The sequence below is a fragment of the Gottschalkiaceae bacterium SANA genome, from assembly GCA_036323355.1.
Taxonomy (GTDB): domain Bacteria; phylum Bacillota; class Clostridia; order Tissierellales; family GPF-1; genus GPF-1.
Genome location: AP028876.1, coordinates 1,142,794 through 1,167,456, shown reverse-complemented (window position 1 = coordinate 1,167,456; position 24,663 = coordinate 1,142,794). Strand labels below are relative to the sequence as shown.

Here is a 24,663-nt window from a genome sequence, read left to right as displayed (position 1 = left end):
CCTCCTCTAATCGAATAACTAATTAATTATATCAGAAACCTATCGAACAGAGTAGTTCGGTGCTTCTTTTGTAATGGAAATATCATGCGGATGACTTTCAGCCAATCCTGCGCCTGTGATTTGAACAAACTGTGCTTTTGCATGCAAGTCTTCCACAGTTGCAGAACCGCAGTAACCCATACCTGAACGCAATCCACCAATCATTTGATAGATCACATCAGACACGCTTCCCTTATAAGGAACGCGACCTTCAACACCTTCAGGTACGAATTTCTTCTTGTCATCTTTTTCATTTTGGAAATAACGATCTTTTGATCCTTTTTCCATGGCACCCAAAGATCCCATGCCTCGGTAAACCTTAAACTTACGTCCCTGGTATAATTCCGTTTCTCCAGGGGATTCGTCTGATCCCGCTAGCATAGACCCCAACATGGCAACCGTAGAACCAGCAGCCAAGGCTTTCACTACGTCACCTGAATATTTTATTCCGCCGTCCGCAATGACTGGAACACCGTATGGTTTTGCCGCTTCTGCACATTGATAGACTGCTGTCAATTGGGGAACCCCAACGCCAGCAACCACGCGAGTGGTACAGATGGATCCAGGACCAATACCAACTTTTACTGCATCAGCGCCCGCCTTGATCAAATCAACTGTCGCTTCTGCCGTTGCTACATTGCCTGCAATAATTTGTAATTCCGGATAAACTGCTTTGATGGTCTTCACTGCATCCATAACCCCAAAAGAATGACCATGGGCTGTATCCAATGTAATCACATCAACCTTTGCTTTTACCAAGGCTTCAACACGGATCATCATATCCTTTGTAATGCCTACTGCAGCACCGCATAACAATCGTCCGTTTACATCTTTCGCTGACTGTGGATATTTAATTGCTTTTTCAATATCTTTAATCGTAATCAAACCACAAAGAGTGCCGTCTTCACGGACCAAAGGCAATTTTTCAATCTTATGCTTGCCCAGAATCTTCTTCGCTTCATTCATTGTAATGCCTTCATGCCCGACAATAAGACCTTCGCTGGTCATATGCTTGGAAATTGGATTTTTTTCATCTTCCTTCTCCATGAACTTCACATCACGGTTGGTAATGATGCCCACCAATTTCATTTCGCTATCTACAATTGGCACGCCAGAAATACGGTAACGAGCCATCAGCTCTAAGGCTTCTTCTACAAGATTATCCGCTGCTAGGTAGAATGGATCTGTAATAATACCATACTCTGATCGCTTCACCTTATCGACTTCCATTGCCTGGGCTTCAATTGACATGTTTTTATGAACAATGCCTACGCCACCTTCTCTTGCCATGGCGATTGCCATTTTCGCTTCTGTCACCGTATCCATACTCGCTGACATCAATGGTACATTTAAAGACAATGTTTTTGTCAATTTGGTTTGCAGGTTGACATCCTTCGGAAGGATCTCAGACTTTTGCGGTACCAGTAAGACATCATCAAAGGTTAATCCCATCCCTAAAAACTTCTCTCTTGCCATGCATGCGCCTCCTCAAAATATAAAAAAATAGTCCTTGCCTATGCGCAGAACCATACACTTATCGTAGGTCTGCTCATAGTCAAAAAGTTTACGGCTTTTTGGTAGATACTTTCCGGCCAAATCCCGGATGATATATGAGCAATATTCTTTTGACTTAATTAAGTATATTAGCAAACTCAAGGCACTTAGTCAAGGTTAAAGCTTGAATTTTCCTATTTCCTCATCTGTAAGGTCCATTAGCTTACTCTTGACATACAGATCTACTTCAATTACACTACAAGTGATCGAACTGTATTATGCATCGTAATACACTTAGGAGGTGGTCTTTTGATACAAATCGATCCCTATAATCGAATCCCTTTATATGAACAAGTGTTGGTGAAGATCCGCCAATTAATTCTTCGAGAAGTATTGTCTTCTGATGAGCGTATGCCATCAGTTCGGGAACTCGCTCAATCTACCGGAGTGAATCCCAATACGATTCAAAAGGCTTACAAGGAATTAGAGCGAACCGGTTACCTATATACCATTCAAGGGCGTGGCTCTTTTGTTGCCTCCCCTGAACACATTCACGACCCATTGAGAAAAGAACAAATCATTATGCAGCTTGAACACCTTCTTTATGAAGCGCAATACTTAAAAATTTCTCAAGCGCGGCTTGTCGCTTTAGTAACACCCTTTATTTCAGACAACGAGGAGGAACCTCATGATTGAAACCATTCATCTGACAAAAAGATTTGGAAATCTAGTTGCGGTCAACGATATCAGCATCTCAATTCCCAAGGGCTCTATTTATGGATTGGTTGGTCCTAATGGATCTGGCAAAACAACCCTACTCAAACACCTTGCAGGAATCTATCGCCAAGATGATGGTGATGCATTGATAAACGGTAAGCCCATCTATGAAAACCCCGAGGCAAAGGCGAAAATAGGATACTTGTCCGACCAGCCGCTTTATCACCTTCATTATACAACGGAAGAAATGGCAAAACTTTATTCGCGTATTTATCCAAATTGGGATTACCAACGCTACCACCACCTCAAGCGTATCTTCCAATTCAGCGATCAAAAGAAAATTCGCACCCTATCTAAGGGCATGCAAAAACAGGCAACCTTCTGGCTCACACTTTGCAAGGGTGTAGACGTTTTGGTACTAGACGAACCCATTGACGGGCTCGATCCCATGATTCGAAAACAGGTACGCGATCTGATGATCGAAGATGTGACCTTAAAAGCCACCACCATCATCATTTCATCCCATAACCTTCGGGAATTGGAAGACCTATGCGATCACATCGCAATTATCGAAAATGGGCAGTTAATTCTCGACCGGGAAATGAATACCTTGAAGAATGATCTTCATAAGATTCAAGTCGCCTATCAAAATACACCGATCGATTTTCCCTTGCATGATTTAGACACCATTTCGATACGCAAAACAGGTAGCGTATACACGATCATCGCACGTGGAAATCGACGTAAGATCTTTGAACGTGTTCAAGCCACTCATCCCGTGGTGTGTGATTTCATTCCGCTTAGCTTAGAAGAAATCTTTATATATGAAGTGGAGGGCGCTCAAAATGACTGATCGAATAAAACGTATTCGCGCCATCGTCTTAAATGGTTGCAAACAGTACAAATGGATTTGTATTAGCTGGGCTTTCGTGTTGTTAAGCATTCTGCCAACCCGCATGCTGATGTTTCGATCTCATAATTCCATACAGATCTCGGAGCTAATGGTTCGATACGCTAAAAACTTTCAAAGCTTTGATCATCCTTTGCTGATCATCTATCTCTTGGTTGCTCCGGTTGTGAGTGTACTAATTATTTTTAGCCACCTTCATCAAAAAAATCGGGTGGACTTGGTGCATCAGCTACCCTTAACACGGATGGATCTGTTAATTGGAAGAGGCTTAATTGCCTTTTGCTCTGTTTGGGTCCCCTTAATGCTAACAGGGATTGTCGTCTATGCTTTGCGAGGATTAAGGCCAGAATTCCAAAGCGTTTTAGAATGGAAATATTTGCTTCAATGGATGATCCACGGCAGCATCTTTTTGCTTCTGCATACATCCATCACCATCTTTATGGGATTTTTAACCGGAATGATTGCAACCCACGGCTTGTTTACAATCATTGCTTACCTCTTCCCTTTAGGCATGTACTTTTTGATTTTGGGAAATATGAGCTTGCTCATCCAGACCTATGAATTTTCACTCGATCTCTCGAATCAATTTTCCTGGTGGTTGCCAATTATGCGCATTAGCCTAGAAGGCCCATTCCCATTTATTCAAGATTTGATATATCTTGTTGCTGGGCTTCTGTTCTTTTTCGGCTCATACCTCTTGTATCGCATTCGCCATTTGGAAGCTGCGGGCAATGTCATCGCATTTACTAAGCTCAACCGCCTCTTTAAGTATGGAATGGGCTTCAGCTTTCTGCTGATTGCAGGACCCTTTTTCTATGCTTTGTCCAACGGGATTTCTTTTTGGCTCTATATCGGATATGCTTTGGGTGGACTTTTCGGATTCTTCCTGGCAGAAGTGCTGATTCAAAAAAGCTTCCATATCATGAGTCATTGGAAAGGATTCTTGGTCTTTGCCAGTATTACCATCCTTTTGATTGGCTGTATGCACATGGATCTATTTGGTATTCAAAACTGGCAACCGAAGGCTGATTCCATACAAGGATTTACCGTATCCGGCACTGACTGGTATTATCACCACAAAGATGAAGAACCTAAACCCATCAACCAGAGCTTGAAAGATAAAACCTTAGCACTGCAAGCTGAAATGATTCTTGCCACTCTTCCAGAGGAAACACCAGGAACCGAAACGGTTTATTGTTTCTATCAATTAGAGCACGGCGGAGAAAGTCGGCGGCGTTATACCCTGGATAAAAACTTTTTGAACACGACCTACCTCGCGTATCTGGCGGATCCTGAAGTGAAAAAATTAAACTTCCCGATTCTTTCCACAGAAATTAGTAATGTAGAAAGCGTAACATTATCATCAAGCTTGGTGTCGGGTCGTGAAATTAACATAAGCGACAAAAATGAAATTGAGTTGCTGACAAGCGCCCTTCGCACCGATATCAATGGACTGAATAGCGAATCCTACGCGGATTATCAGCCAGATCGAAGATATAACGCTTTTGCCTTTGCTAAGCTTCTTGACCAGGATGGACAAACCATTTTAAACATGCCTCTGCGCAAGGAATACGCCCGCACAATCGACCAACTGGCAATTACCGAGCGTTTAGAACGTCTGATTTTGACTCCCACGGCTGTAGAAAGCATTCGGCTAAGTACCACTGATGACTCAAACGCTTCTAAAACAATTAATGATCCACGTGATATTGAAGCTTTAATTGCTTTCATCAACGAGAACGGCGACCGCCCATGGGAAGAAACCGATTATGAGCTAACCATCTATTTCAAGGATCGAGAAATATACGATTTGTATTATCCAATCAACACCGATGAATTGCCCGTCACCTTACAAAAGTAACGGTACAAAAAAAGCGTCCTACCACTTTTTAATTGTGGTAGGACGCTTTTTACTATTTATTCTTTACATCTACTCTTCTTCGAAAAAGCCTTCGGCCAATTCCATCAACAATTCGCCGCTTTCCACCTGTTGATCCTTGTGAATTAAAATGCGGCTGACAGCCCCATCAAACGGCGCAACCATTTGCGTTTCCATCTTCATGGCTTCGACTATTAACAGTGGTTGATTCTCCGAAACCGAATCGCCTTCCTTGACCAAGATCTCGATGATCTTACCTGGAATTCCCGCTCCAATGTGGAATTGATTCTCCGGATCCGCCTTCTCGGCTTTCGCTTTTGCGGAAAGGGTTACCGCATTTTTATCTTCCACGCCAACCTCTCGACGGAATCCATCTACTTCAAAGACGACCTGACGCATGCCCTCTTCATCAATCTTACTGACACCAACAAGCTTCACCATATGACTCTTGCCCTTGGCCATATCAATTCTTGCTTCTTCCCCTTCTCGAAGGCCATGGAAGAACACATCGCTTTCCATTCGAATGAAATCGCCATATTCTTCACCGAATTTCAAGAAGTCTTCAAATACTTTTGGATAAAGCGCCGCACTCAAAAGATCCGTCATGCTAAACTCTCGGTCGTATCGCACTGCCAAATCTGTTCGAATCGCGTCAAAATCAACGGCTTCTAACAATTGACCTGGACGAACAAGTATTGGTTCTTCACCCTTCAATACGATATTCTGAAGAGCCTTATCGAATCCACCCACCGGCTGACCCATCATGCCCTTGAAGAAATCAACAACCGAATCAGGGAAAGCCAATTCCGTTCCCTTGTCATAAATATTTGCCGCATCCAACTCATTTTGCACCATAAAGATCGCCATATCGCCAACTGCCTTAGAAGATGGGGTTACTTTAATGATGTCACCAAATAACTTGTTCGCTTCAATATATTTTCCTTTTACCTCTGCAAAACGATGGCCCAAGCCAAAGCTTTCCACCTGAGGTTTCAGGTTCGAATACTGGCCACCGGGAATTTCATATTTGTAGATTTCCGCCGTACCCGATTTCAAGTCAGACTCAAATCCTGCATAGACATCCCGCACAGCAACCCAGTAGTCAGAAATCTGTTGCATCTCTTCCGCTACAATTCCCGTATCGCGCTCGGTATTTTCCAAAGCCGCTACGATGGAGTTTAATGCAGGCTGACTGGTCAATCCACTCATACCATTCACAGCACTGTCCACAATATCAACACCAGCCATAGCTGCCATTAAAACCGTGGCTACGCCGTTACCGGAGGTATCGTGAGTATGCAAGTGAATGGGAATCGAGATTTCCTGCTTCAAGGCCTTAACCAATTGATACGCCGCAGCCGGTTTCAGCAAAGCTGACATGTCTTTAATGCCCAGGATATGTGCGCCTGTCGCTTCAATCTCTTTGGCCATGGAAATATAATAAGCCAAATCGTACTTGGTTTTATCAGGATTTAAAATATCTCCGGTGTAGCACATACAAACTTCGGCAATTTTACCCGCCTCCAAGACGGATTCTGTTGCGATTTTCATGCCTTCCAACCAGTTTAATGAATCAAAGATTCGGAACACGTCGATTCCATGATCGGCCGCTTCCTTCACAAACTCACGAATGACATTATCCGGATAGTTTTTATAGCCTACCGCATTCGATCCTCGAAGTAGCATCTGGAACATCACGTTTGGCATTCGCTTGCGGAGTTCATCCAGACGTTCCCAAGGAGATTCCTTTAAAAATCGATAGCTAACGTCATAAGTTGCACCGCCCCACATCTCAACAGAAAATAGGTCGCGTCCATAGGTCGAAGTTGCACGGGCGATCTTAATCATATCCCGACTTCTTACTCGTGTCGCCATCAAAGACTGATGGGCATCACGGAAAGTGGTGTCTGTCAGTAGTAATTTCTTTTGATCCTTAATCCAATTGACAACCGCTTGAGGACCCCCTTGATCTAAGAGTTGCTTGGTACCCGACAGATCATGGGGATTGCCCACTTCGGGAATAACCGGCACATCAAAGGCTGGTTTCTTTCCGTGGGTTTCATTGACAATCTTCTCAGCCAAAAATTGAAGGAGCTTACGCTCATCGCTTTTCTTCTCTTGGAAGTCAAAAAGACTCGGATTTCCGTCGATAAAGCCCGTATCGCATTTTCCTGCAATAAAACGAGGATGATTCAATACATTTAAGAGGAAGCCCTGATTGGTCTTCACACCCTCAATTTTACTCTCCCTAATTGCACGGATCGCTTTGCGACGTGTGTCGTTAAAGGTTCGCGAGTAGGCAGAAATTTTCACCAATAAACTGTCATAATAGGGCGTAATCACCGATCCAGCAAATCCATTTCCGCCATCTAGACGGATACCAAAACCGGATCCCGTTCGATAAACATCCAATTGTCCCGTATCCGGTGCAAAGGAATTCTGTGGATCTTCTGTTGTTACCCGGCATTGAATGGCAAAGCCACGAGGTTGAATGGCTGCTTGATTAGCAATTCCAACCTCAGGAGAAGACAATTCATAACCCTGGGCAACCAATAGTTGGCTCTGTACCAGGTCAATTCCTGTAACCAACTCAGTGACGGTATGTTCCACCTGAATTCTTGGATTCATTTCAATAAAGTAATGATCCCCGGCTGCGTCAACCAAAAACTCGACGGTCCCTGCGTTCCGGTAGTGTACGGCACCGGCAATTCTTAAGGCATCCGCACAAATCGCTTCTCGCTGCTTGTCCGTCAATGCCAGAGAAGGAGTAAACTCCACCAATTTTTGATGGCGGCGTTGAATGGAGCAGTCCCGCTCATAAAGGTGAACCAAGTTGCCATGGCTGTCACCCAACACCTGAACCTCGATATGTTTCGGACGTTCCACATACTTTTCAATAAACATAGAATCATTGCCAAAGGCCTTTGCTGCCTCGCTACGGGCAGAGTGGAATTCTTGCAACAATTTCTCTTCTTTTCTAACAATCCGCATACCACGACCACCGCCACCGGCTGCCGCTTTCAACATGACCGGATATCCAGCAACCTTGGCAAATCGAATTGCGTCTTCATCACTCGTTATTGGTTCTTCCACTCCAGGAATTGTTGGCACCCCAACACTCTTTGCTACGAGTTTCGACTGGATCTTATCGCCCAATGCCATCATCATTTCAGCAGTCGGGCCTATAAACGCTATCCCAGCTTCTTCACAACGTCGTGCAAACACGGGGTTTTCCGCTAAAAATCCATATCCCGGATGGATCGCATCCACGTTCTTTTTCTTTGCAAGCTTAATAATGGTATCCATATTTAGATACGCCCCAACCGGATTGGGGTCTTCAATTAAATAGGCTTCATCCGCCTTGGTACGGAATAATGACAAACGATCTTCGTCCGCATAAATAGCTACGGTCCGAATTCCTAATTCTTGGCAGGCACGGATGATTCGAATCGCAATTTCTCCACGATTCGCAACCAAAACCTTCTGAAACTTACGCAAATTCATCCCTCCTCAATGATTCGTTCCCGAATCTCTTTTCAAGCATTTTTGTAATAAGCGTCTTTCTATGACGTACTCTTGTCTCTCTGAGACACGACTTATAGGCAATATTGTATCACAGAATCACCGGAAAAGTCTAACAATTTAAAACGGCTGGGATCCCCCAGCCGTCTACTTTCCTTATGAAAACCTTTTCTATTGCGGATTGATCATCGTTACATCCATATGTGGATATGGGAATTGAACACCAGCCTCATCCAACTCTAGTTTAAATGCTTGCATCAAAGCAAAATACACTGGCCAATAATCTTCCGTTTGCACCCAAGGACGTACGGCAATATTTACCGAACTGTCACCCAACTCCATAAGCCCCACAAATGGAGCTGGATCGGTCAAAATACGCTCCTCTTTCTTTAAAATATCCAAGATCACAGCCTGCGCCTTTAAGAGATCATCCCCATAGTCAATTCCAATCACAAAGTCAATTCGTCGTGTCGCTTCCCTCGTGTAATTCACCACGCTAGAATTTGATAGTTCCCCATTGGGAATAATAATTCGTTTTCCATCAGGGCTCAAAAGATGGGTCTGAAACAATTGTATTTCCTTAACAGCTCCCGTATGACCTGCGCCTTGTATAAACTCATTGACGGTGAATGGTTTAAAAATTAAAATCATCACACCACCAGCCAAATTAGACAGGCTACCTTGTAAAGCAAACCCGATCGCAAAACTCACCGCCGCAATAATTGCTGCAAAGGATGCTGTATCAACACCCACCATACCCAAGACCGATATGATCAAAAGTACCTTGAGTCCTATACGTAACATTGATACAACAAAACTCTCTAAGCCAGGATCTAAATCTCTTTTTTTCAATACCTTCTCAATTCGTTTTACGATTGCTTTAATGACAATAAAGCCAATCCAAAGAACTAAAATTACACCAATTGCTTTAATTACATACGAAATCCAATCAAATGTCATATAAATCCTCCTACTTATATTTCTTTATATATACCCATCCGCTATATCTGATAACAAAAAGAAGCCTTCAAAATGAAGGCTTCTTTTTGTATTTATCCATTTACATCATGCCGCCCATTCCGCCCATGCCACCCATGCCACCCATTCCTGGGACAGGTGCTTCTTCATTTGCTGGTAGATCTGCAACCGCACTCTCTGTTGTCAAGACCATAGCCGCAACGGATGCCGCATTTTGAAGTGCATAACGAGTAACCTTAGTTGGATCAACAATGCCGCTTTCCAACATATTTACATAACATTCGTTTAAAGCATCAAACCCGATACCTGGCTCAGAATGCATAACTTTTTCAACTATAACCGATCCTTCCAAACCAGCATTCGCTGCAATTTGTCTGACTGGCTCTTCGATAGCACGACGAATAATTCGAGCACCCGTCTTTTCATCACCAACCAAAGTTTCGATCAAGGCATCAATATCTGCTGCCGTATTCAACAAGGCCGTACCGCCGCCGGGAACAATGCCTTCTTCCACTGCTGCTCGTGTCGCCGCCAATGCATCCTCGATGCGAAGTTTCTTTTCTTTCATCTCTGTTTCTGTTGCCGCACCAACCTCGATCACCGCAACACCGCCTGCCAATTTTGCCAAACGTTCTTCCAGTTTTTCTTTATCAAATTCAGATGTTGTTTCTTCAATTAAGGCGCGGATCTGACGAACACGATCATCAATTACAGCATCCTGACCGCCACCGTTTACTATCGTGGTTGTCTCTTTGTCGATTTTCACCGTCGCCGCTTGACCCATCATCTCAAGGGTTGCTTCCTTAAGTTCATAGCCTAGCTCTTCCGAGATCACTGTGCCGCCTGTTAAAACAGCAATGTCTTGAAGCATTTCTTTTCTTCGATCGCCAAAACCCGGCGCCTTTACAGCAACAACATTAAACGTTCCTCGTAGTTTATTAACAACAAGAGTCGCCAAAGCTTCGCCTTCAATATCTTCTGCAATAATCACCAAGGCCTTGCCTTGCTGAACGATCTGTTCTAAAACTGGCAAGATCTCTTGAATATTGGCAATTTTCTTGTCTGTAATTAAGATAAAAGGATTATCCAATGCTGCTTCCATCTTCTCAGGATCCGTGATCATATAAGGAGACAAATATCCACGATCGAATTGCATGCCTTCCACCGTATCCAAGGTTGTTCCCATGGTGCGTGATTCTTCAACCGTAATAACACCGTCATTACCGACCCGTTCCATCGCTTCCGCAATCAAAGCACCAATTTCTTCATCCGCCGCAGAGATCGCCGCAACCTGTGCAATCTTTTCTTTGGATCGAATGTCCTCTGATTCCGATTGAATCCTGGCTACCGCTACGCGAACTGATTTTTCAATCCCCTTTTTAATAATCATTGGATTCGCGCCAGCCGCTACATTCTTCAAGCCCTCGCGAATAATTGCTTGCGCCAAAAGAGTTGCAGTCGTTGTTCCGTCACCAGCTACATCATTGGTCTTAGTCGCAACTTCTTTAACCAGTTGAGCACCCATATTTTCATAAGCGTCTTCCAATTCGATCTCACGGGCAATGGTAACCCCGTCATTGGTGATCAAGGGTGCACCAAATTTTTTGTCCAAGACAACATTGCGGCCCTTGGGTCCCAAGGTAACCTTTACTGTATCTGCTAATTTATTAATGCCCTTTTCCATGGAACGACGGGCGTCTTCTCCAAATTTAATTTGTTTTGCCATTTTCTTTACCTCCTATTCAATGATCGCTAGAATATCATCCAGCTCAATCACAATATACTCTTCTCCATCAACCTTAACTGTCGTGCCTGAATACTGCTTATAGATCACTTGATCGCCGATCTTTAATTCGTTTTCCTCATTGACTCCCACAGCTAAAATTCTTGCATATTGTGGTTTTTCTTTCGCTGAACCCGTTAAAATGATTCCGCTAGTCGTTTTGTCTTCCGCTTCTACCCGTTGAATCACTGCACGTTTTCCTAATGGTTTAATATTCATTTGCTTCCTCCTTATCTCGTTAGCACTCACAATCAAAGAGTGCTAACCTCTATCTCTCTATCATAGTGAACTTTCCCTAGAAAATCAAGGGACAAGTCACGAGTTTACTAATATTTTATAAATCCTGATTCTGATCCCGATCCGTTTCTTCATTCGAACGAGTAATCTGAATAGAAATTCCATCCTGTTTCTTACGCTTCATCATATTTTTCCCTTTCTGTGGTCCCGGCGGCATATCGATCTGATCATCAATCCCTTTCTTCTCTAATTGTCGATTGACATATTCCGTGAACAATTCAATAATCACCACAGCCGTTGGTACAGCAATCAACATACCTAAAGGACCAAATAAAGCACCACCTACCGTAATGGATGACAAAACCCAAAATGGTGTTATCCCCATCACATCACCCAGAATCTTTGGTCCTAGTATCAATCCATCAAATTGTTGAATCGCAAGGATCACCAGTGTCATCGCAGCACCCTCGTGAAGTCCGGCAAACAAAGAGATAATGATGCAAGGTATACCGCCAATCCATGGACCAAAATACGGAATCATGTTAGTTATCGCAATAATCAATGCCATCAATGGAATGTATAAAAACTGAATGTTCTCAAATCCACTCAAGATCGTTACTGTTATTAAAAAAATAGCCCCGATAATCAAGGAATCAAAAAGCTTTCCAATAAAGAATCCTTTGAAAGAACGGTCGGCAAGGGCTGCAGCATGAACCACACGCTCCGCCACATCTCGAGGCAGCAGTCCAAAAGCCATCAGTCGCGCCTTCCTTGCGCCTCCCTTTAAGCCTGTGAGAATATAAAAAGCGATAAACATGGAAATCGTAAACTTAACAAATACACTGGTCACTTTAAATGCGCCATTAAGGATCACACCAAAGGCATCCCCCAACATTCCACCTGCATTGGCATTCCACCCATCCAGTTGGACTTGTATAAATTCCAATATATTTGGAGACAAATTAAATCGGTTCTCGATGACAATCCGATTAATCTCATTTAAATATCCCGGCCCGTTTTGAATCAACAAGAGTATACTTTCCCAGATGCTCGGCAAAGCGCTCTTCACAAACAAATAGCCGACAAAGATGATCAGTCCATAGGTAAGAACGACAGACCAGGTTCGCTTCAAATGAAAATACTTTTCAATTCTACGCACCAGCGGATCCAAAAAATATGCCAAAACAAAGGCAACTACAACCACGTGAACAGAGCCTAACAGCCAGCCCACTCTGGCATCAGCCACAATAAATTTATAGAGAAGCAAAAATACAATACTGAGGCCAACAAACCGCCATCCACTTAGTAGCCATCGTATGGTTTTTGCCAGTACCGTTTGCCGCTTGTCAACTTTCGCTTCCATTTTTCTCCCTCTCTCTCATTCGATACTCATGAAATAATAATTGTTGTATATATCCTCGATTTTCGCCGAAGACATTTTCTGCATATGCCTCGATTTCCTTCGGCGAACTGGTTTCTTGCAGATATCTCTCTCTCATAATCCGAAGGACCCAAACATCCATAGGGAAAGCTGAAAAATCGCCCAAACCAAATAGTCGAATACAAGCGGCGACCTTCTTTCCAACACCCAGCAAATCCAGAAGCTTGGCCTCCTGTTCAAGAGAGGTCAATTTTGAAAATTCAATATCAGTGTACTCGCCAGTCTGAAAAACTTGAATAGCCCCCGCTACATATTTCGCTCGGTAACCAAACCCAAGAAATCTGAGGTCTGCTTCTGAGATTTCCAGTTGATCCCAATTTTGAGGAAATGCAAAACCTTGATCCCCGCTAGTCATTTCTACCGGTTCTCCATAACGAGTGCAAAATCGTTCAATCATGGTTTGAATTCTTGGAATATTGTTATTTTGAGACAGGATAAAAGAAATAATCATTTCATCTAGGGGCTGTCTAAGAATGCGAATCCCTCCCCAGCGATCGACGATCATTCCTAGATCCTCACTAGCTGTCCACTCGGCCAGAATTCCTGAATAGTTACGCTTCTCATCAAAATACCGTTGAACCTCTTTACTCGATAATTCATCTGGAAATCGAACGAGTACCGCATCTTGTTTCTGCTCAACTTCAACGCAAAATCTACCGATCCACCCCATATAACGAGTATCATCCAAAATACGCCATCTAAAGCACTGTCCACTTTCCACGGTCGCCCGAATATCAAACCATGACAATCGAATTTCCTGCAACTTCTCCATTAACAACACTCCCTTTGACGTGAAAAAAAGAACTGGAAACCCAGTTCTTAATCTTCTACCTTTTCTTTCATCAAATATGACAAGGTAAACAAGCTTTCATTTAAATGTACGTTTTCAACAACTACATCCTCCGGTACCCGAATATCAACCGGTGCATAGTTCCAAATCCCTTTTACACCACGAGAAACAGCAATATCTGCAATCCCTTGTGCTGCATGCTTTGGTGTAACAATCACAATAATTTCAACACGATGATCATCGATATAGGTGCCCAACTCTCGGATATCACGGATCGGTTTGCCGCTAACTTCGCGGCCGATCAAATCTTCTTGGGTATCAAATAAAGCTAATACCTCGAACCCTGAAGAATGAAAGCCAGTATAATTGGCAATCGCTGAACCCATGTTACCTGCCCCTGCGATTACAACCCGATATTTTCGATCCAATCCGATAATTGATGCAATGGCATCCCGCAATCCGGTTACATTATAACCGTAACCCTGTTGGCCAAATCCACCAAAATTATTCAAATCCTGTCGAATTTGAGAAGCCGTAAACCCTGTAATCTGGCTTAGCTCTTTGGATGAAATCCGATTCACACCTTTTTCTGATAAATCATTCAAGTATCGAAAATATTTTGGCAGTCGACGAATGACCGCCATCGAAATATTACTGCTACGCTGCATTTTATCACTCCCTATTGAGATCTCCACAATCCTATTCTTATTATAAAGAAGTTATTGTTAATTTGCAAACGATATCGCTAGCCCTAAACCGTTATTTCATTGACATTAACAGGTAGCACTCATACAATAGATACGGAACTAAAGGAGCGATTAAATGAAAGTACTAAACATCTCACAATTGAGCATATCCTTTGTTGGAGAAACCATCTTCGAAAATCTCTCATTTTCTATCAATCATCGAGAGAAAGTAGGGCTCGTCGGGTCTAACGGTACGGGTAAAACAACCCTCTTCCGCATTCTGACCGATCAAATTTCGGCAGATTCTGGCTCTGTTATGATTCCCAAAACCATTCGAGTTGGCTATCTGAAACAAAATACACATATTACTAGCGAAAATTCGGTCTACGACGAAGTCAAAGAGGTCTTCGCCCCGATCTTCCGGATGGAAGAAGAGATGCGTCAACTGGAGCATGAAATTGCTGCTCAGGCCGAGCACCCTGATCGCCTTCCCCGTTTGATGGAACGCTATGCCCATTTGCAGGATACCTATACCAAGGCAAATGGATACGCCTGCGAATCAGAGTTGCGTGGCGCACTTCGGGGACTCGGTTTCACTGAAGAAGAATTTTCTAAACCCGTTAATCAATTAAGTGGCGGTCAAAAATCCAGAGTCATCCTAGCCAAACTTCTCCTAGAAAAGGCAGACCTTCTTCTCATGGATGAACCCACCAACCACTTGGATCTTGCAGCCATCGAATGGTTAGAAAAATATATCCGCGACTATCCGGGAGCGGTCCTTGTCATCTCTCATGATCGATATTTTCTGGATGCGACTGTACACCGCATTCTTCATCTCCACCATCAACAGCTGGATTCCTTTCCTGGCAATTATTCCGATTTTATCGTCCATCGGCAGAAGCTATATGCCGAACTGGAAAAGCGATACATGATTCAGCAAAAGGAAATTAAGCGTCAGGAATCGATGATCCGCGACTTTATGGATCGCAAGAGCGCCCGATCGATTCGGCAAGCCAAGAGCCGGCAAAAGATGTTGGAGCGGATGAAAAAAATGGATACCCCTTCCGGAGAGCAAGACAATATGAAGCTTCGCTTCTCCCCCAGCATTAAAAGTGGCAACGAAGTCTTGCAGATATCAGGCTTAAGTAAATCCTATGGAGAACAATCGATTTTTCAAGACCTTGCTCTTTCCATTTATCGCGAAGAACGGATCGGCCTGATCGGCCCCAATGGTGTAGGGAAAACAACCCTATTTCGCGTATTGCTAGGAGAAATTTTGCCTACCGCCGGCGAAGTCAATATCGGTCATCACGTTCACGCGGCACATTTTGATCAAGAGCACACAAATTTGAATCCCAACAAAACCATCGTCGATGAAATTTGGGATGAAAATCCAACCTTCGACCATTATCGAATTCGGTCTCTTTTGGCACGTTTTTTATTTTTCGGAGACGATTTATTCAAGGATATCGACGCTCTAAGCGGTGGAGAAAAAGCACGTCTGGCTCTTTTAAAGCTTATGCTTTCTGAAGCCAATTTCCTTTTGATGGACGAGCCAACCAATCACTTGGACCTCGAATCAAAAGAGGCCCTTGAAAATGCCTTGATGCATTACGACGGCACTCTCTTCGTTATTTCCCACGACCGTTATTTTCTGAATCGTGTTGCTACACGAATTTTTGAATTAACCGAAACGGGAATCGAGTCTTATATGGGTAATTACGATTACTACCTAGAAAAGAAAAATGAAGTCATTGACGCCTTAGTAGATCCAGCTCCAACGAATAAGACCGCCTTGAAGGCTGAACGAAAGCGAATCAAAGACGAAGAAAAGAAAAAGCGTCAACGAAGGAAAAATTTGCAAGCACTGGAAAATACAATCACAGAAAAAGAATCCGCAATTGAGAACTATCATGCACAACTTTGCTTGGAGGAAGTCTATACAGATCCTGAGCGTAGTCGCCTGATTCATCAGGCTTTGGAAGAAACTGAAGTCTCCCTCAATGAGGCCCTAGAATCCTGGACCGAACTCGTTGAAATTCTGGAAGAAGAGTAACTTTCCTCATATTTCTCCAATATTTAGGAAACAAGTCAAAAAAAAGGCATGCGATTGCATGCCTTTTTTATTTATCCACAAGTCCGATTGACGAAAATCGGGAATATTCAGAGAATTCTAAAACTTATCCACTCTATCCACAGAGTTATCCCCGATTTTCCTGAAGTTTCCCACAGTTCTGTAAGAATTATGCAATTTTACTCAAGATTGGCTAGTTTTAGGGACGGAATCGCATTTAAATCCAACTCATCTCGTTTCCCCGCCAGAAACTGGTAATAGCCTGCGCAACCAATCATGGCTGCATTATCTGTACATAATTCGATTGGAGGAAAATAAAAGTCCAGTCCATCTTTTTCAGCCCGGGACTGAAAGGCCCTTCTTAAATGGCGATTGGCTGAAACACCACCCGCCATAGCAATGGTTTTATAACCAAACTCACTGGCTGCCCGAAAGGCTTTTTCCACCAAGACTTCGATCACAGCAGCCTGAAAACTCGCTGCTACGTCCGCCTCATTCACCGCTTCTCCCTTTTGGCGATGGCGATGAAGATAATTCAATACCGATGATTTCAATCCACTAAAGGAAAAATCATAAGAATCTGACTCCAAGAAGATCCTTGGAAAATTAATGGCCTCGGGATTCCCCTCTTCTGATAAACGATCAACCTTTGGTCCTCCCGGATAACCGAGACCTATAGCTCGGGCAACCTTGTCAAAGGCTTCCCCGGCCGCATCATCTCTAGTTTGCCCTAAAATTCGATACGCTCCATAGTCCTTCATTTCTACAAGATGAGTATGGCCCCCAGACACCACCAAACAAATGAAGGGTGGTTTTAATTCTGGATGAGCAATAAAATTTGCATAGATATGCCCTTCAATATGATTCACTCCAACAAGGGGTTTGTTTAAGGCATAACTGATTGCCTTTGCACTGGTCAAACCCACCAAGAGGGCACCCACCAAACCTGGACCATAGGTCACAGCAAGATGGTCGCATTCTTCTAAAGCAACTTCAGCTTCTTCTAGGGCTTGCCTTATCACCCCATTGATCTTCTCAACATGCATGCGGCTTGCCACCTCTGGCACCACACCTCCAAATGCTTGATGAATCGGAATCTGCGTATAAATAACATTGGATAAAACCCGCCGGCCATTTTCTAAAACTGCAACACTAGTTTCGTCGCAGGATGTTTCAATTGCAAGTGTACGTATGACTTCCATTCTCTGTCCTCCTTAAAACTGATACCATGAGAGAATGGTAAATCCAACACTCATGCCGATATAGGCGATCCAAGTCACTAAGCCGATGAAAATTGCGAATTTTTTTTCAACGCCATAGACGACACGTAGCCCGCGAATCACCAAGACCTGATACCAAATTACAAAAAGATTCACTTCCCGAAGCAGCAAAAACAGAAAACTTACCTGCATGCTTGCAGGTAAAAACGATGCCAAATGGAAAGTCAAACCCGTTCCAAACAATCCCGCAGTCAACAAGGTAATCATCTTTGAAAAGGCAACAGGCAGATATGCCCACGCTACAATAGAAAAGGCTTGTTTCAATTCGCCTTCCCCGTCCATTGCATTAGCCAGACCGCCACACATCCATGATTTAAATAACCAGATCATCAGAATACCAAAGCCTTGCATCACAATATCCGTATAATAGCGAGCCGTCAACGAAGCCTCAGCAGGATCAACGCCCGTTTCCACAGCGGTCTTTTGATAAAATTCAATATACTCTCCCAAAGTAGCAAATCCCGTTGCAGCATGGGGGAAAATCATACCAATCAGGGGAAGACCAATCATAACCACCAATAATGGAAACAACCAATTTGACTTTGCTTTTATTTGCAAGAACAGCTGATCTGGATCCCACATCAACCATTTCATTCTTTGGATATTGGCTTCAAACCGTTCTTTCATCCCAGTCCCCCTTGTAAAGCCACATGATGTAAGCATCTTCGCGCCCTTCGTAATACTTGGGTCGCGTTCCTTCATTAATAAATCCTAGGCTCTCATAAACGTGAATAGCTCGGGCATTGGACGCCCGAACTTCAAGAGTCATAGAGACCAAGCCCCGTCCGAATGCAATGTTCGCAACATGGGTCATTAGCGTCCGTCCATACCCTTTGCCTTGGTGTTTCGCATCGATAGCGACATTGGTGATATGACCTTCATCCAAGATCCAAATCAGACCCATATATCCAATCACTTGATCCTCAAGCTCTGCAATGTAATAGGTTCTGGTCCCCTGAGCCATCTCTTCTTTGAAGATCGCCTGCGTCCAAGGCTCGCGAAAATTCTGGTTTTCAATTTCAACAACTGCTGGGATGTCCCCTTGCTGCATTTCTCTAATTTTCATCCTTTTTCCGCCTTTCTTCCAATTCCCTTTCCGCTTGTGTTTTTGCCAAATAGCAGGGTATTAGTCTGTCAGGATCGGCTACTTCGCCAGCCATCAATCGATCCAATGCTAGCCAAGCAATGGTTCTTGCCGTTGGTGTCATATATCGTTTCGAAAGGAAATTGGGTACAGGCTGAGCCGTATTCAGCTCTTCATAATACCGCATAGTCCCCTCGCCCAACAAATAAACAGGATCCGTCTGTTCATCAATCCATCTAATCAAATCCTCGATCGCCATCGCTTGCTGCGGCAAAACCACACGCTCACCTTGGGCATCTCTCTGAATGCCTGCAACATACACCCGATCACGTCTCGCATCAATCAAGGCCAGAATAATTCCCATCTTATCTTTTGCCTGATCGGTCATGGCCATAAGAGTTTCAACCCCATATACAGGCTTGTTCAAAGCAAATCCAAAAGCCTTGACCGCGGCAATGCCAATCCGAAGCCCCGTATAGGATCCCGGTCCCATAGAAGCAGCAAACCCGTCAATCTCTGTAATCGATACCCCGGCCTGCTTCAACATCTGATCAACCATAGGCATTAAACTCTGTGAATGGGTGAATTTTGTCTGTACCGTAAATTCCCCCAAGAGCTTTTCTTCCGATACCAATGCTACACTTGCTGTTTTCGATGATGTGTCAACTGCCAATAGTTTCATCCGTCTACCTCCTTTGCAGCAAAAAACTCGCAAATTCTTTGAAGCAAAGTCTCTGCGACTAGTCCATAGGCTTCCACCTCAACCAGCCGTTCTTCTTCATTTGCCGTCTGAAAGAATCGAATTTCCATACGTTCCTTTGGTAAAATTTCAAGAATCATCTCTGCCCATTCCATCACCACCAAAGCCTCTTCATCCCAATACTCATCAAAACCTTGAGCCAAGAAAGCCTCTTCGTCACCCAAGCGATAGACATCAAAATGATAAAAGGGCATTCGCCCCTGATATTCTTGTAAGAGCGTAAATGTCGGGCTCGTAACCATGTCCTCAACCCCAAACCCTTTTGCCAATGATTTTGAAAAAGTTGTCTTTCCAGCACCTAAATCACCATCAAGGCAAAGTAAAAATCGATACTTGATTTGTTCTCCAATAAACTGTCCTAAATCCGCTGTTTCTTGCAGATTGGACAAGATCCATTTCTTCATGAATTCTCCTTCATTCTACAGATTCCTATTCATTATAATGATATCACCCTCGCTTTGCAAACTCCAATCTTTTACAAATAATTCATACCCCTTTAGATATTTTTCACCTAGCTCTTGTCAATGCCTTCCAATCGTACTATAATAAATGAGTCGAAACATTATGCTGATGTGGCACAGATGGTAGCGCAATTGATTCGTAATCAATAGGTCGGGAGTTCGATTCTCCCCATTAGCTCCAAACCCGCTTAGAGCGGGTTTTTTTATGCACATCGTCGTAACAATTTGTAAATTTTCTGATAAACAACCGTTTTCATCTTTCCATTTTGTTTAAATCATTATATAATGAAAAAAAACTTTGGAGGAGATCTATGTTTTCATTTCTAAAAAAGAAAAAAACGGAAGCAAAACTAGCCACCGTCCTTTCAAAACATGCAAACACAAGCATTACTAGCCATTCAGGCAAACATGAGTCCACTGAACTTTACTTCATAGAGATCCAACATCCAAATGGTGCTACGGAAGAGTTTGGTGTTGATTATCGACTTTATCGAAAAGCAAATAGAGGAAGCCGTGTACGCCTTTATTTTGATGATTATATTTTGGATCATATTGTTATTGGAACCTAAACGCCTACGGGCGTTTTTTTAATTACTTATATGCTACTCGATCAAAACGCTGACTAAAGCGTTATTTCCTCTTAACCTTATCGCTTTTTTTCATTGTAATGTACTTGAACAAAAAGCGGACCTGGAACATAACGCCGATTATGGCGTTTTTTCATTTATATACAACTGGAACAAAACGCTGATTATGGCGTTTTTTTATTGGAAGAACCGACTCCATAGATTTTTCCTCATACGATTGATTCCTTACCCTCATCATCTTGTTTGGCAGTCCCCTTCATTTATGGTATAGTTAGGAAAGAATTTTACTTAGGAGGAATGAAATGAAATTTAGTTCTAACCCTGTAAGGGGAACTCGTGATATTCTTCCATCTGAAATGCGATTACGCGATGAGGTGGAGGGTAAGATTTTGGAGATGTATCGGTCTCATGGCTTCCATCGAATAGAGACACCGGCCATCGAATCTCTATCGCTTCTTTTAGGAAGCGAAGGCGGTGAAAATCTGAAGATGATCTATAAGATCTTGAAGCGGGGAGCAAAATTAAATCTAGCCGCTGATAATCTTAAAGAAAATGACGTTTGTGACATGGGTCTGCGATATGACTTGACTCTGCCTTTAAGTCGCTTCTATTCCAACCATTCAAACGAATTGGAAATGCCATTTAAAGCTATTCAGGTTGACAATGTATTCCGCGCAGAGCGCCCTCAAAAAGGTCGCTTCCGTTCCTTTAAGCAATGTGATATCGACATTCTTGGCGATCCAACTGAAAATGCAGAGATCGAATTGATCACTACAACTGCAAAAGCATTATCCGCCATTGGATTTGAAAATTTCACCATCCGAATCAACGATCGACGAATCTTGAGCGCCATGATCCTTGCGGCTGGATTCGATGAAACGCAAATCGGCGGTGTCTGCATTACACTAGACAAACTGGACAAAGTCGGTTTCGACGGCGTAAAAGAAGAAATGTTGAAAAAAGAATACGCACCTGAATCGGTAGAAGCCTTCTTGACATCCATTGAATCCATGAATCTGGAAACACTCGCTGCCCTTTCCCTCGAGGAAGAAGTGAAAACCGCTCTAACTCGAGTTGTTAAAACTGTAAAAGCAACCAGCAAAGATGCTTATATCATCGAATTTGATCCAACCTTGGTTCGCGGGATGGGCTACTATACCGGTCTGATCTTTGAAGCAAGCTATGGACCTTACGGCTATTCCATTGCCGGCGGTGGCCGCTACGATGAAATGATTGGACGATTTTCAAAAACCAGCGTTCCTGCTGTTGGCTTTTCAATTGGATTCGAACGAATTATTGGAATCTTGATGGAAGAGAATCTGCAAAAAGAAACGGCGGAAAAACGGATTGCCCTTGTCTATATGAAAGATGCGGATTGGACAGAAATTTTGCCTGCCGCTGATAAACTTCGTGTCGACGCCACAGTTTCCTGCATTTTGGGTAAGAAAAAACTAGGCAAACAATTGAATCAATTAAAATCTCTGGGATATACCCATTTTATGGTGTTTGGTAGAGATAATGAAATCGCGGAGCTTTAAGCTTCGCGGTTTTTCTTTTAATTAAATCAATGATCAACTTAATAATATTGATTTTCACTCATCATCACCCCTTTAAACCTTGGCTAAAAGAACAAAATATCAATATAATCAATTTATTAATTAATATTATTGATATTTTTATTGACATATTTGAATTATCATCCTATACTATAGATGTAGGAGGTGTTGATATGGCATCTGAATCCATAAAAAGCAAAGGAAAAATTAAAATCGTCGTCTTACCGACAGACGGTCCCTCCATACGTATCCCGGCAATCCCCCTTCGGTGGCTTGCATCATGGGCACGATTTGGAATTTGGATTGCAAAAAAACAAGGAAAAAAGGAAGACAAGGATGAAGAATGGGTCGAACTCCTTGAAAAAATCAATTCAAGCGATTTACGAATCCTGATAAAATCACTTGATATTGGAATTCCCTACGAACTCGTTGACATAGAAGATCGTGATGGGACAAAGGTCTCCATCCGTATTTTATAGGAGGACAAGATGAAAAACGAAGTAATCGGTAGTTGTCCAATCTGTTCCCACGAATTGAAAGTCACTCGATTGCAGTGCACAAATTGCGGAACAGCCTTGGAAGGTAATTTTCAATTAAACAAATTTATGAAACTAAACAAAGAACAACTCTATTTTTTAGAGGTCTTTGTGAAAAACAGGGGTAATATTAAAGAGATTGAAAAAGAGTTGAGCATCTCCTACCCCACTGTTCGAAATCGTCTCGACTCAATTATCAAAGCGCTTGGATATCAAACCGGTCCACAGAAATCAGTAGATCGAAAATCCATTTTAAAAAAATTAGATGCCGGTGATATTTCAACCGAAGAAGCGCTAAAATTACTCAGTGGTGAGGAGGATAAATCATGAGTGTAAATTCAGAAGAAAAAAAACAAATTCTAGAGATGCTTACATCCGGCAAGATCACCCAAGATCAGGCACTCGAATTACTTGCAGCTCTCGAAGAAGGAAGAGAAGAATCCATCAAAAAACCGTCAACAGAGAAAAAGTTCCTGCGTGTTCGTGTACAAGATGGTAACGAAGGGGACAAGGTCAATATCAACATCCCTTTAGGTTTAGTAAAAGTCGGCCTTAAGTTGGCCAGCAAATATGCCGATGATGAGGATTTAAAAGCGCTTGATAATATCGATTTTGACGAAGTTTTAGAAATGATCGAGCAAGGCGCTGAAGGAAAGATTGTCGAAGTTGACACAAAAGATGGAGAAAAAGTCGAGATTATTGTTGAATAGACGCACAAAAAGGGAATCGAACTTCGATTCCCTTTTATTTTTCTACCGAGCCCCTCACCTTCTCATTCTTTGGATCTCCCCTATTACTCTTCCTGTTTTTTCAACTGACGATCATGAACCACATTCACAACAAAAGAAAAAAGTGCAATACCAATGGTTATTTTAAACCATCCATCGATGGGAGACACCGGACAGACTCCTTCAGGCAAGGTCATTCGATTGTAAAAAAATCGAATCAAGGTATATCCACCCGCTGCCATTGCCAAAACAAAAGAACACGTTGATAACCACCATAATATAGATTGTTTTCGCATTTGAATCCCTCCTTTCTCCACATATACCCTAACGAAAGAAAAAAACGCCTTAGACAGCGTTTTATTCCAGTAGTAAATACTTAATTCAAAAAACGCCTTAGACAGCGTTTTATTCCAGTAGTAGATACTTAATTCAAAAAACGCCTTAGAAAAGAATTTACTCCCTAAGACGTTTTTCTTTTGATTTTACTTATGCAACACTGGCGACAAGCGCTTGTAAATCAATACAGTCACAATAGAAATCAACAAGCCCTTCAACAAGTTAAATGGAACAATACTATACAATACCAAGGTTGTTAGGTCGGTGATCGCTGAATTGACAACAGTTCCCATGGAGACTATCGCTTCAACTGGCATACCGAATGCGTTCGCATAAAACGGAATTAAGAGATAGAGATTTGCCAAGACTCCAACGAGGGCCATCACAAGCGTGCCCGCAATCAAGCCGTATATTGCCGTGCGACGACTATGCTTACGCTTGTATATCATGGCTGCAGGTATAACCATCGCAGATCCAATCAAGAAGTTAGCCAATTCGCCGACTCCACCGGTACCGCTGTTTTTCAGGACCAGATGCAATAAATTTTTAATCAACTCGACAACAACCCCTGCCGCAGGTCCCAAAGAAAAGCCTGCCAAAAGCGCGGGTACGTCCGAAAAGTCAATCTGCAAGAATGCCGGAAAAATGCCAAGCGGAAGCTCCAAAAGCTGCAGTAAAAAGGCAACTGCGGACAGCATACCCACCTTCACAATCCATTTCGTTTTCATTGATGTAGTCATTATATTCTTCCTCCTTTAGTGGAAGAACATTCTCAGGAAAAATAA

Annotated in this window: 24 protein-coding genes, 1 tRNA gene and 1 riboswitch; of the genes, 10 read left to right on the top strand and 15 right to left on the bottom strand. The window is 42.8% G+C overall.

The genetic code is table 11. The features are described 5' to 3' along the window. Window positions 1-39: 39 nt before the first annotated feature. A complete protein-coding gene (guaB, locus tag AC25CA_RS05515; protein WP_486816051.1) occupies window positions 40-1,515 on the bottom strand; it encodes an IMP dehydrogenase in 1,476 nt (491 codons plus the stop codon). A 56-nt stretch (window positions 1,516-1,571) separates the two neighbouring features. Next, window positions 1,572-1,673, bottom strand: a riboswitch (purine riboswitch). Window positions 1,674-1,842: 169 nt separating this feature from the next. On the opposite strand from guaB, the gene AC25CA_RS05510 reads away from it, so the two are divergent. The 3 genes from AC25CA_RS05510 to AC25CA_RS05500 are packed head-to-tail and all read left to right on the top strand — an operon-like array spanning window position 1,843 to window position 5,021. After that, window positions 1,843-2,229, top strand: a complete 387-nt coding sequence (locus tag AC25CA_RS05510) for a GntR family transcriptional regulator (protein WP_486816050.1) — start codon at window positions 1,843-1,845, stop codon at window positions 2,227-2,229. Further along, complete coding sequence (locus AC25CA_RS05505; RefSeq protein WP_486816049.1) at window positions 2,222-3,103, top strand: ABC transporter ATP-binding protein; 882 nt, start codon at window positions 2,222-2,224, stop codon at window positions 3,101-3,103. Before AC25CA_RS05510 ends, AC25CA_RS05505 begins: the two co-directional genes overlap by 8 nt. After that, the gene (locus tag AC25CA_RS05500) at window positions 3,096-5,021 is read left to right on the top strand and encodes a hypothetical protein (protein ID WP_486816048.1); all 1,926 of its coding nucleotides are present in this window, start codon (window positions 3,096-3,098) and stop codon (window positions 5,019-5,021) included. Before AC25CA_RS05505 ends, AC25CA_RS05500 begins: the two co-directional genes overlap by 8 nt. A 69-nt stretch (window positions 5,022-5,090) precedes the next feature. Here AC25CA_RS05500 and AC25CA_RS05495 read toward each other — a convergent pair whose 3' ends face one another. The 7 genes from AC25CA_RS05495 to AC25CA_RS05465 form a co-directional block, all read right to left on the bottom strand. Further along, window positions 5,091-8,537: a pyruvate carboxylase gene (locus tag AC25CA_RS05495; protein ID WP_486816047.1), complete on the bottom strand. Its 3,447-nt coding sequence runs from the start codon at window positions 8,535-8,537 to the stop codon at window positions 5,091-5,093. A gap of 195 nt (window positions 8,538-8,732) precedes the next feature. Beyond that, window positions 8,733-9,521: a mechanosensitive ion channel family protein gene (locus tag AC25CA_RS05490; RefSeq protein WP_486816046.1), complete on the bottom strand. Its 789-nt coding sequence runs from the start codon at window positions 9,519-9,521 to the stop codon at window positions 8,733-8,735. A 100-nt stretch (window positions 9,522-9,621) separates the two neighbouring features. After that, entirely contained in the window at window positions 9,622-11,265 is a 1,644-nt protein-coding gene (groL, locus tag AC25CA_RS05485) for a chaperonin GroEL (RefSeq protein WP_486816045.1), read from the bottom strand. A 12-nt stretch (window positions 11,266-11,277) separates the two neighbouring features. Beyond that, window positions 11,278-11,541, bottom strand: a complete 264-nt coding sequence (locus tag AC25CA_RS05480; RefSeq protein ID WP_486816044.1) for a co-chaperone GroES — start codon at window positions 11,539-11,541, stop codon at window positions 11,278-11,280. Between the two features lie 115 nt (window positions 11,542-11,656). Further along, on the bottom strand, window positions 11,657-12,922 hold the full coding sequence (locus tag AC25CA_RS05475) for an AI-2E family transporter (protein WP_486816043.1): 1,266 nt from the start codon (window positions 12,920-12,922) through the stop codon (window positions 11,657-11,659). Then, window positions 12,906-13,772, bottom strand: a complete 867-nt coding sequence (locus tag AC25CA_RS05470) for a DNA-3-methyladenine glycosylase family protein (protein WP_486816042.1) — start codon at window positions 13,770-13,772, stop codon at window positions 12,906-12,908. The genes AC25CA_RS05475 and AC25CA_RS05470 overlap by 17 nt, the downstream gene beginning before the upstream one ends. A 47-nt stretch (window positions 13,773-13,819) precedes the next feature. Then, on the bottom strand, window positions 13,820-14,458 hold the full coding sequence (locus tag AC25CA_RS05465; protein WP_486816041.1) for a redox-sensing transcriptional repressor Rex: 639 nt from the start codon (window positions 14,456-14,458) through the stop codon (window positions 13,820-13,822). 154 nt (window positions 14,459-14,612) lie between these two features. On the opposite strand from AC25CA_RS05465, the gene abc-f reads away from it, so the two are divergent. Next, on the top strand, window positions 14,613-16,532 hold the full coding sequence (gene abc-f, locus AC25CA_RS05460) for a ribosomal protection-like ABC-F family protein (protein WP_486816040.1): 1,920 nt from the start codon (window positions 14,613-14,615) through the stop codon (window positions 16,530-16,532). Window positions 16,533-16,729: 197 nt separating this feature from the next. Here the strand turns inward: abc-f and tsaD are convergent, their stop codons facing one another. From tsaD to tsaE, 5 genes are read right to left on the bottom strand one after another with little or no spacing between them, the layout of a single operon-like run. After that, window positions 16,730-17,752, bottom strand: coding sequence for a tRNA (adenosine(37)-N6)-threonylcarbamoyltransferase complex transferase subunit TsaD (gene tsaD, locus AC25CA_RS05455; protein WP_486816039.1), 1,023 nt, complete (start codon window positions 17,750-17,752; stop codon window positions 16,730-16,732). A gap of 12 nt (window positions 17,753-17,764) precedes the next feature. Beyond that, window positions 17,765-18,457 (bottom strand): YIP1 family protein, encoded by a 693-nt coding sequence (locus AC25CA_RS05450; protein ID WP_486816038.1) that lies wholly within the window; start codon window positions 18,455-18,457, stop codon window positions 17,765-17,767. After that, window positions 18,441-18,896, bottom strand: coding sequence for a ribosomal protein S18-alanine N-acetyltransferase (gene rimI, locus AC25CA_RS05445; protein ID WP_486816037.1), 456 nt, complete (start codon window positions 18,894-18,896; stop codon window positions 18,441-18,443). The genes AC25CA_RS05450 and rimI overlap by 17 nt, the downstream gene beginning before the upstream one ends. Beyond that, window positions 18,886-19,596: a tRNA (adenosine(37)-N6)-threonylcarbamoyltransferase complex dimerization subunit type 1 TsaB gene (gene tsaB / locus AC25CA_RS05440; protein ID WP_486816036.1), complete on the bottom strand. Its 711-nt coding sequence runs from the start codon at window positions 19,594-19,596 to the stop codon at window positions 18,886-18,888. The genes rimI and tsaB overlap by 11 nt, the downstream gene beginning before the upstream one ends. After that, on the bottom strand, window positions 19,593-20,078 hold the full coding sequence (tsaE, locus tag AC25CA_RS05435) for a tRNA (adenosine(37)-N6)-threonylcarbamoyltransferase complex ATPase subunit type 1 TsaE (RefSeq protein WP_486816035.1): 486 nt from the start codon (window positions 20,076-20,078) through the stop codon (window positions 19,593-19,595). The genes tsaB and tsaE overlap by 4 nt, the downstream gene beginning before the upstream one ends. 162 nt (window positions 20,079-20,240) lie before the next feature. Here tsaE and AC25CA_RS05430 point away from each other — a divergent pair. From AC25CA_RS05430 to AC25CA_RS05405, 6 genes are all read left to right on the top strand, one after another. Next, window positions 20,241-20,316 (top strand) — tRNA-Thr (locus tag AC25CA_RS05430). A gap of 130 nt (window positions 20,317-20,446) precedes the next feature. After that, complete coding sequence (locus AC25CA_RS05425; RefSeq protein ID WP_486816034.1) at window positions 20,447-20,704, top strand: hypothetical protein; 258 nt, start codon at window positions 20,447-20,449, stop codon at window positions 20,702-20,704. Between the two features lie 320 nt (window positions 20,705-21,024). Beyond that, on the top strand, window positions 21,025-22,260 hold the full coding sequence (gene hisS / locus AC25CA_RS05420; RefSeq protein WP_486816033.1) for a histidine--tRNA ligase: 1,236 nt from the start codon (window positions 21,025-21,027) through the stop codon (window positions 22,258-22,260). A 191-nt stretch (window positions 22,261-22,451) separates the two neighbouring features. Continuing rightward, a complete protein-coding gene (locus AC25CA_RS05415; protein ID WP_486816032.1) occupies window positions 22,452-22,757 on the top strand; it encodes a hypothetical protein in 306 nt (101 codons plus the stop codon). 9 nt (window positions 22,758-22,766) lie between these two features. Further along, entirely contained in the window at window positions 22,767-23,144 is a 378-nt protein-coding gene (locus tag AC25CA_RS05410) for a DUF2089 domain-containing protein (RefSeq protein WP_486816031.1), read from the top strand. Beyond that, window positions 23,141-23,524 (top strand): SHOCT-like domain-containing protein, encoded by a 384-nt coding sequence (locus AC25CA_RS05405; protein WP_486816030.1) that lies wholly within the window; start codon window positions 23,141-23,143, stop codon window positions 23,522-23,524. Before AC25CA_RS05410 ends, AC25CA_RS05405 begins: the two co-directional genes overlap by 4 nt. 83 nt (window positions 23,525-23,607) lie before the next feature. On the opposite strand, the gene AC25CA_RS05400 is transcribed toward AC25CA_RS05405, so the two are convergent. Together AC25CA_RS05400 and AC25CA_RS05395 are read right to left on the bottom strand one after the other, a co-directional pair. Continuing rightward, window positions 23,608-23,838 (bottom strand): hypothetical protein, encoded by a 231-nt coding sequence (locus AC25CA_RS05400; RefSeq protein ID WP_486816029.1) that lies wholly within the window; start codon window positions 23,836-23,838, stop codon window positions 23,608-23,610. A 186-nt stretch (window positions 23,839-24,024) separates the two neighbouring features. Further along, entirely contained in the window at window positions 24,025-24,618 is a 594-nt protein-coding gene (locus tag AC25CA_RS05395) for an ECF transporter S component (protein ID WP_486816028.1), read from the bottom strand. Window positions 24,619-24,663: the final 45 nt, after the last annotated feature.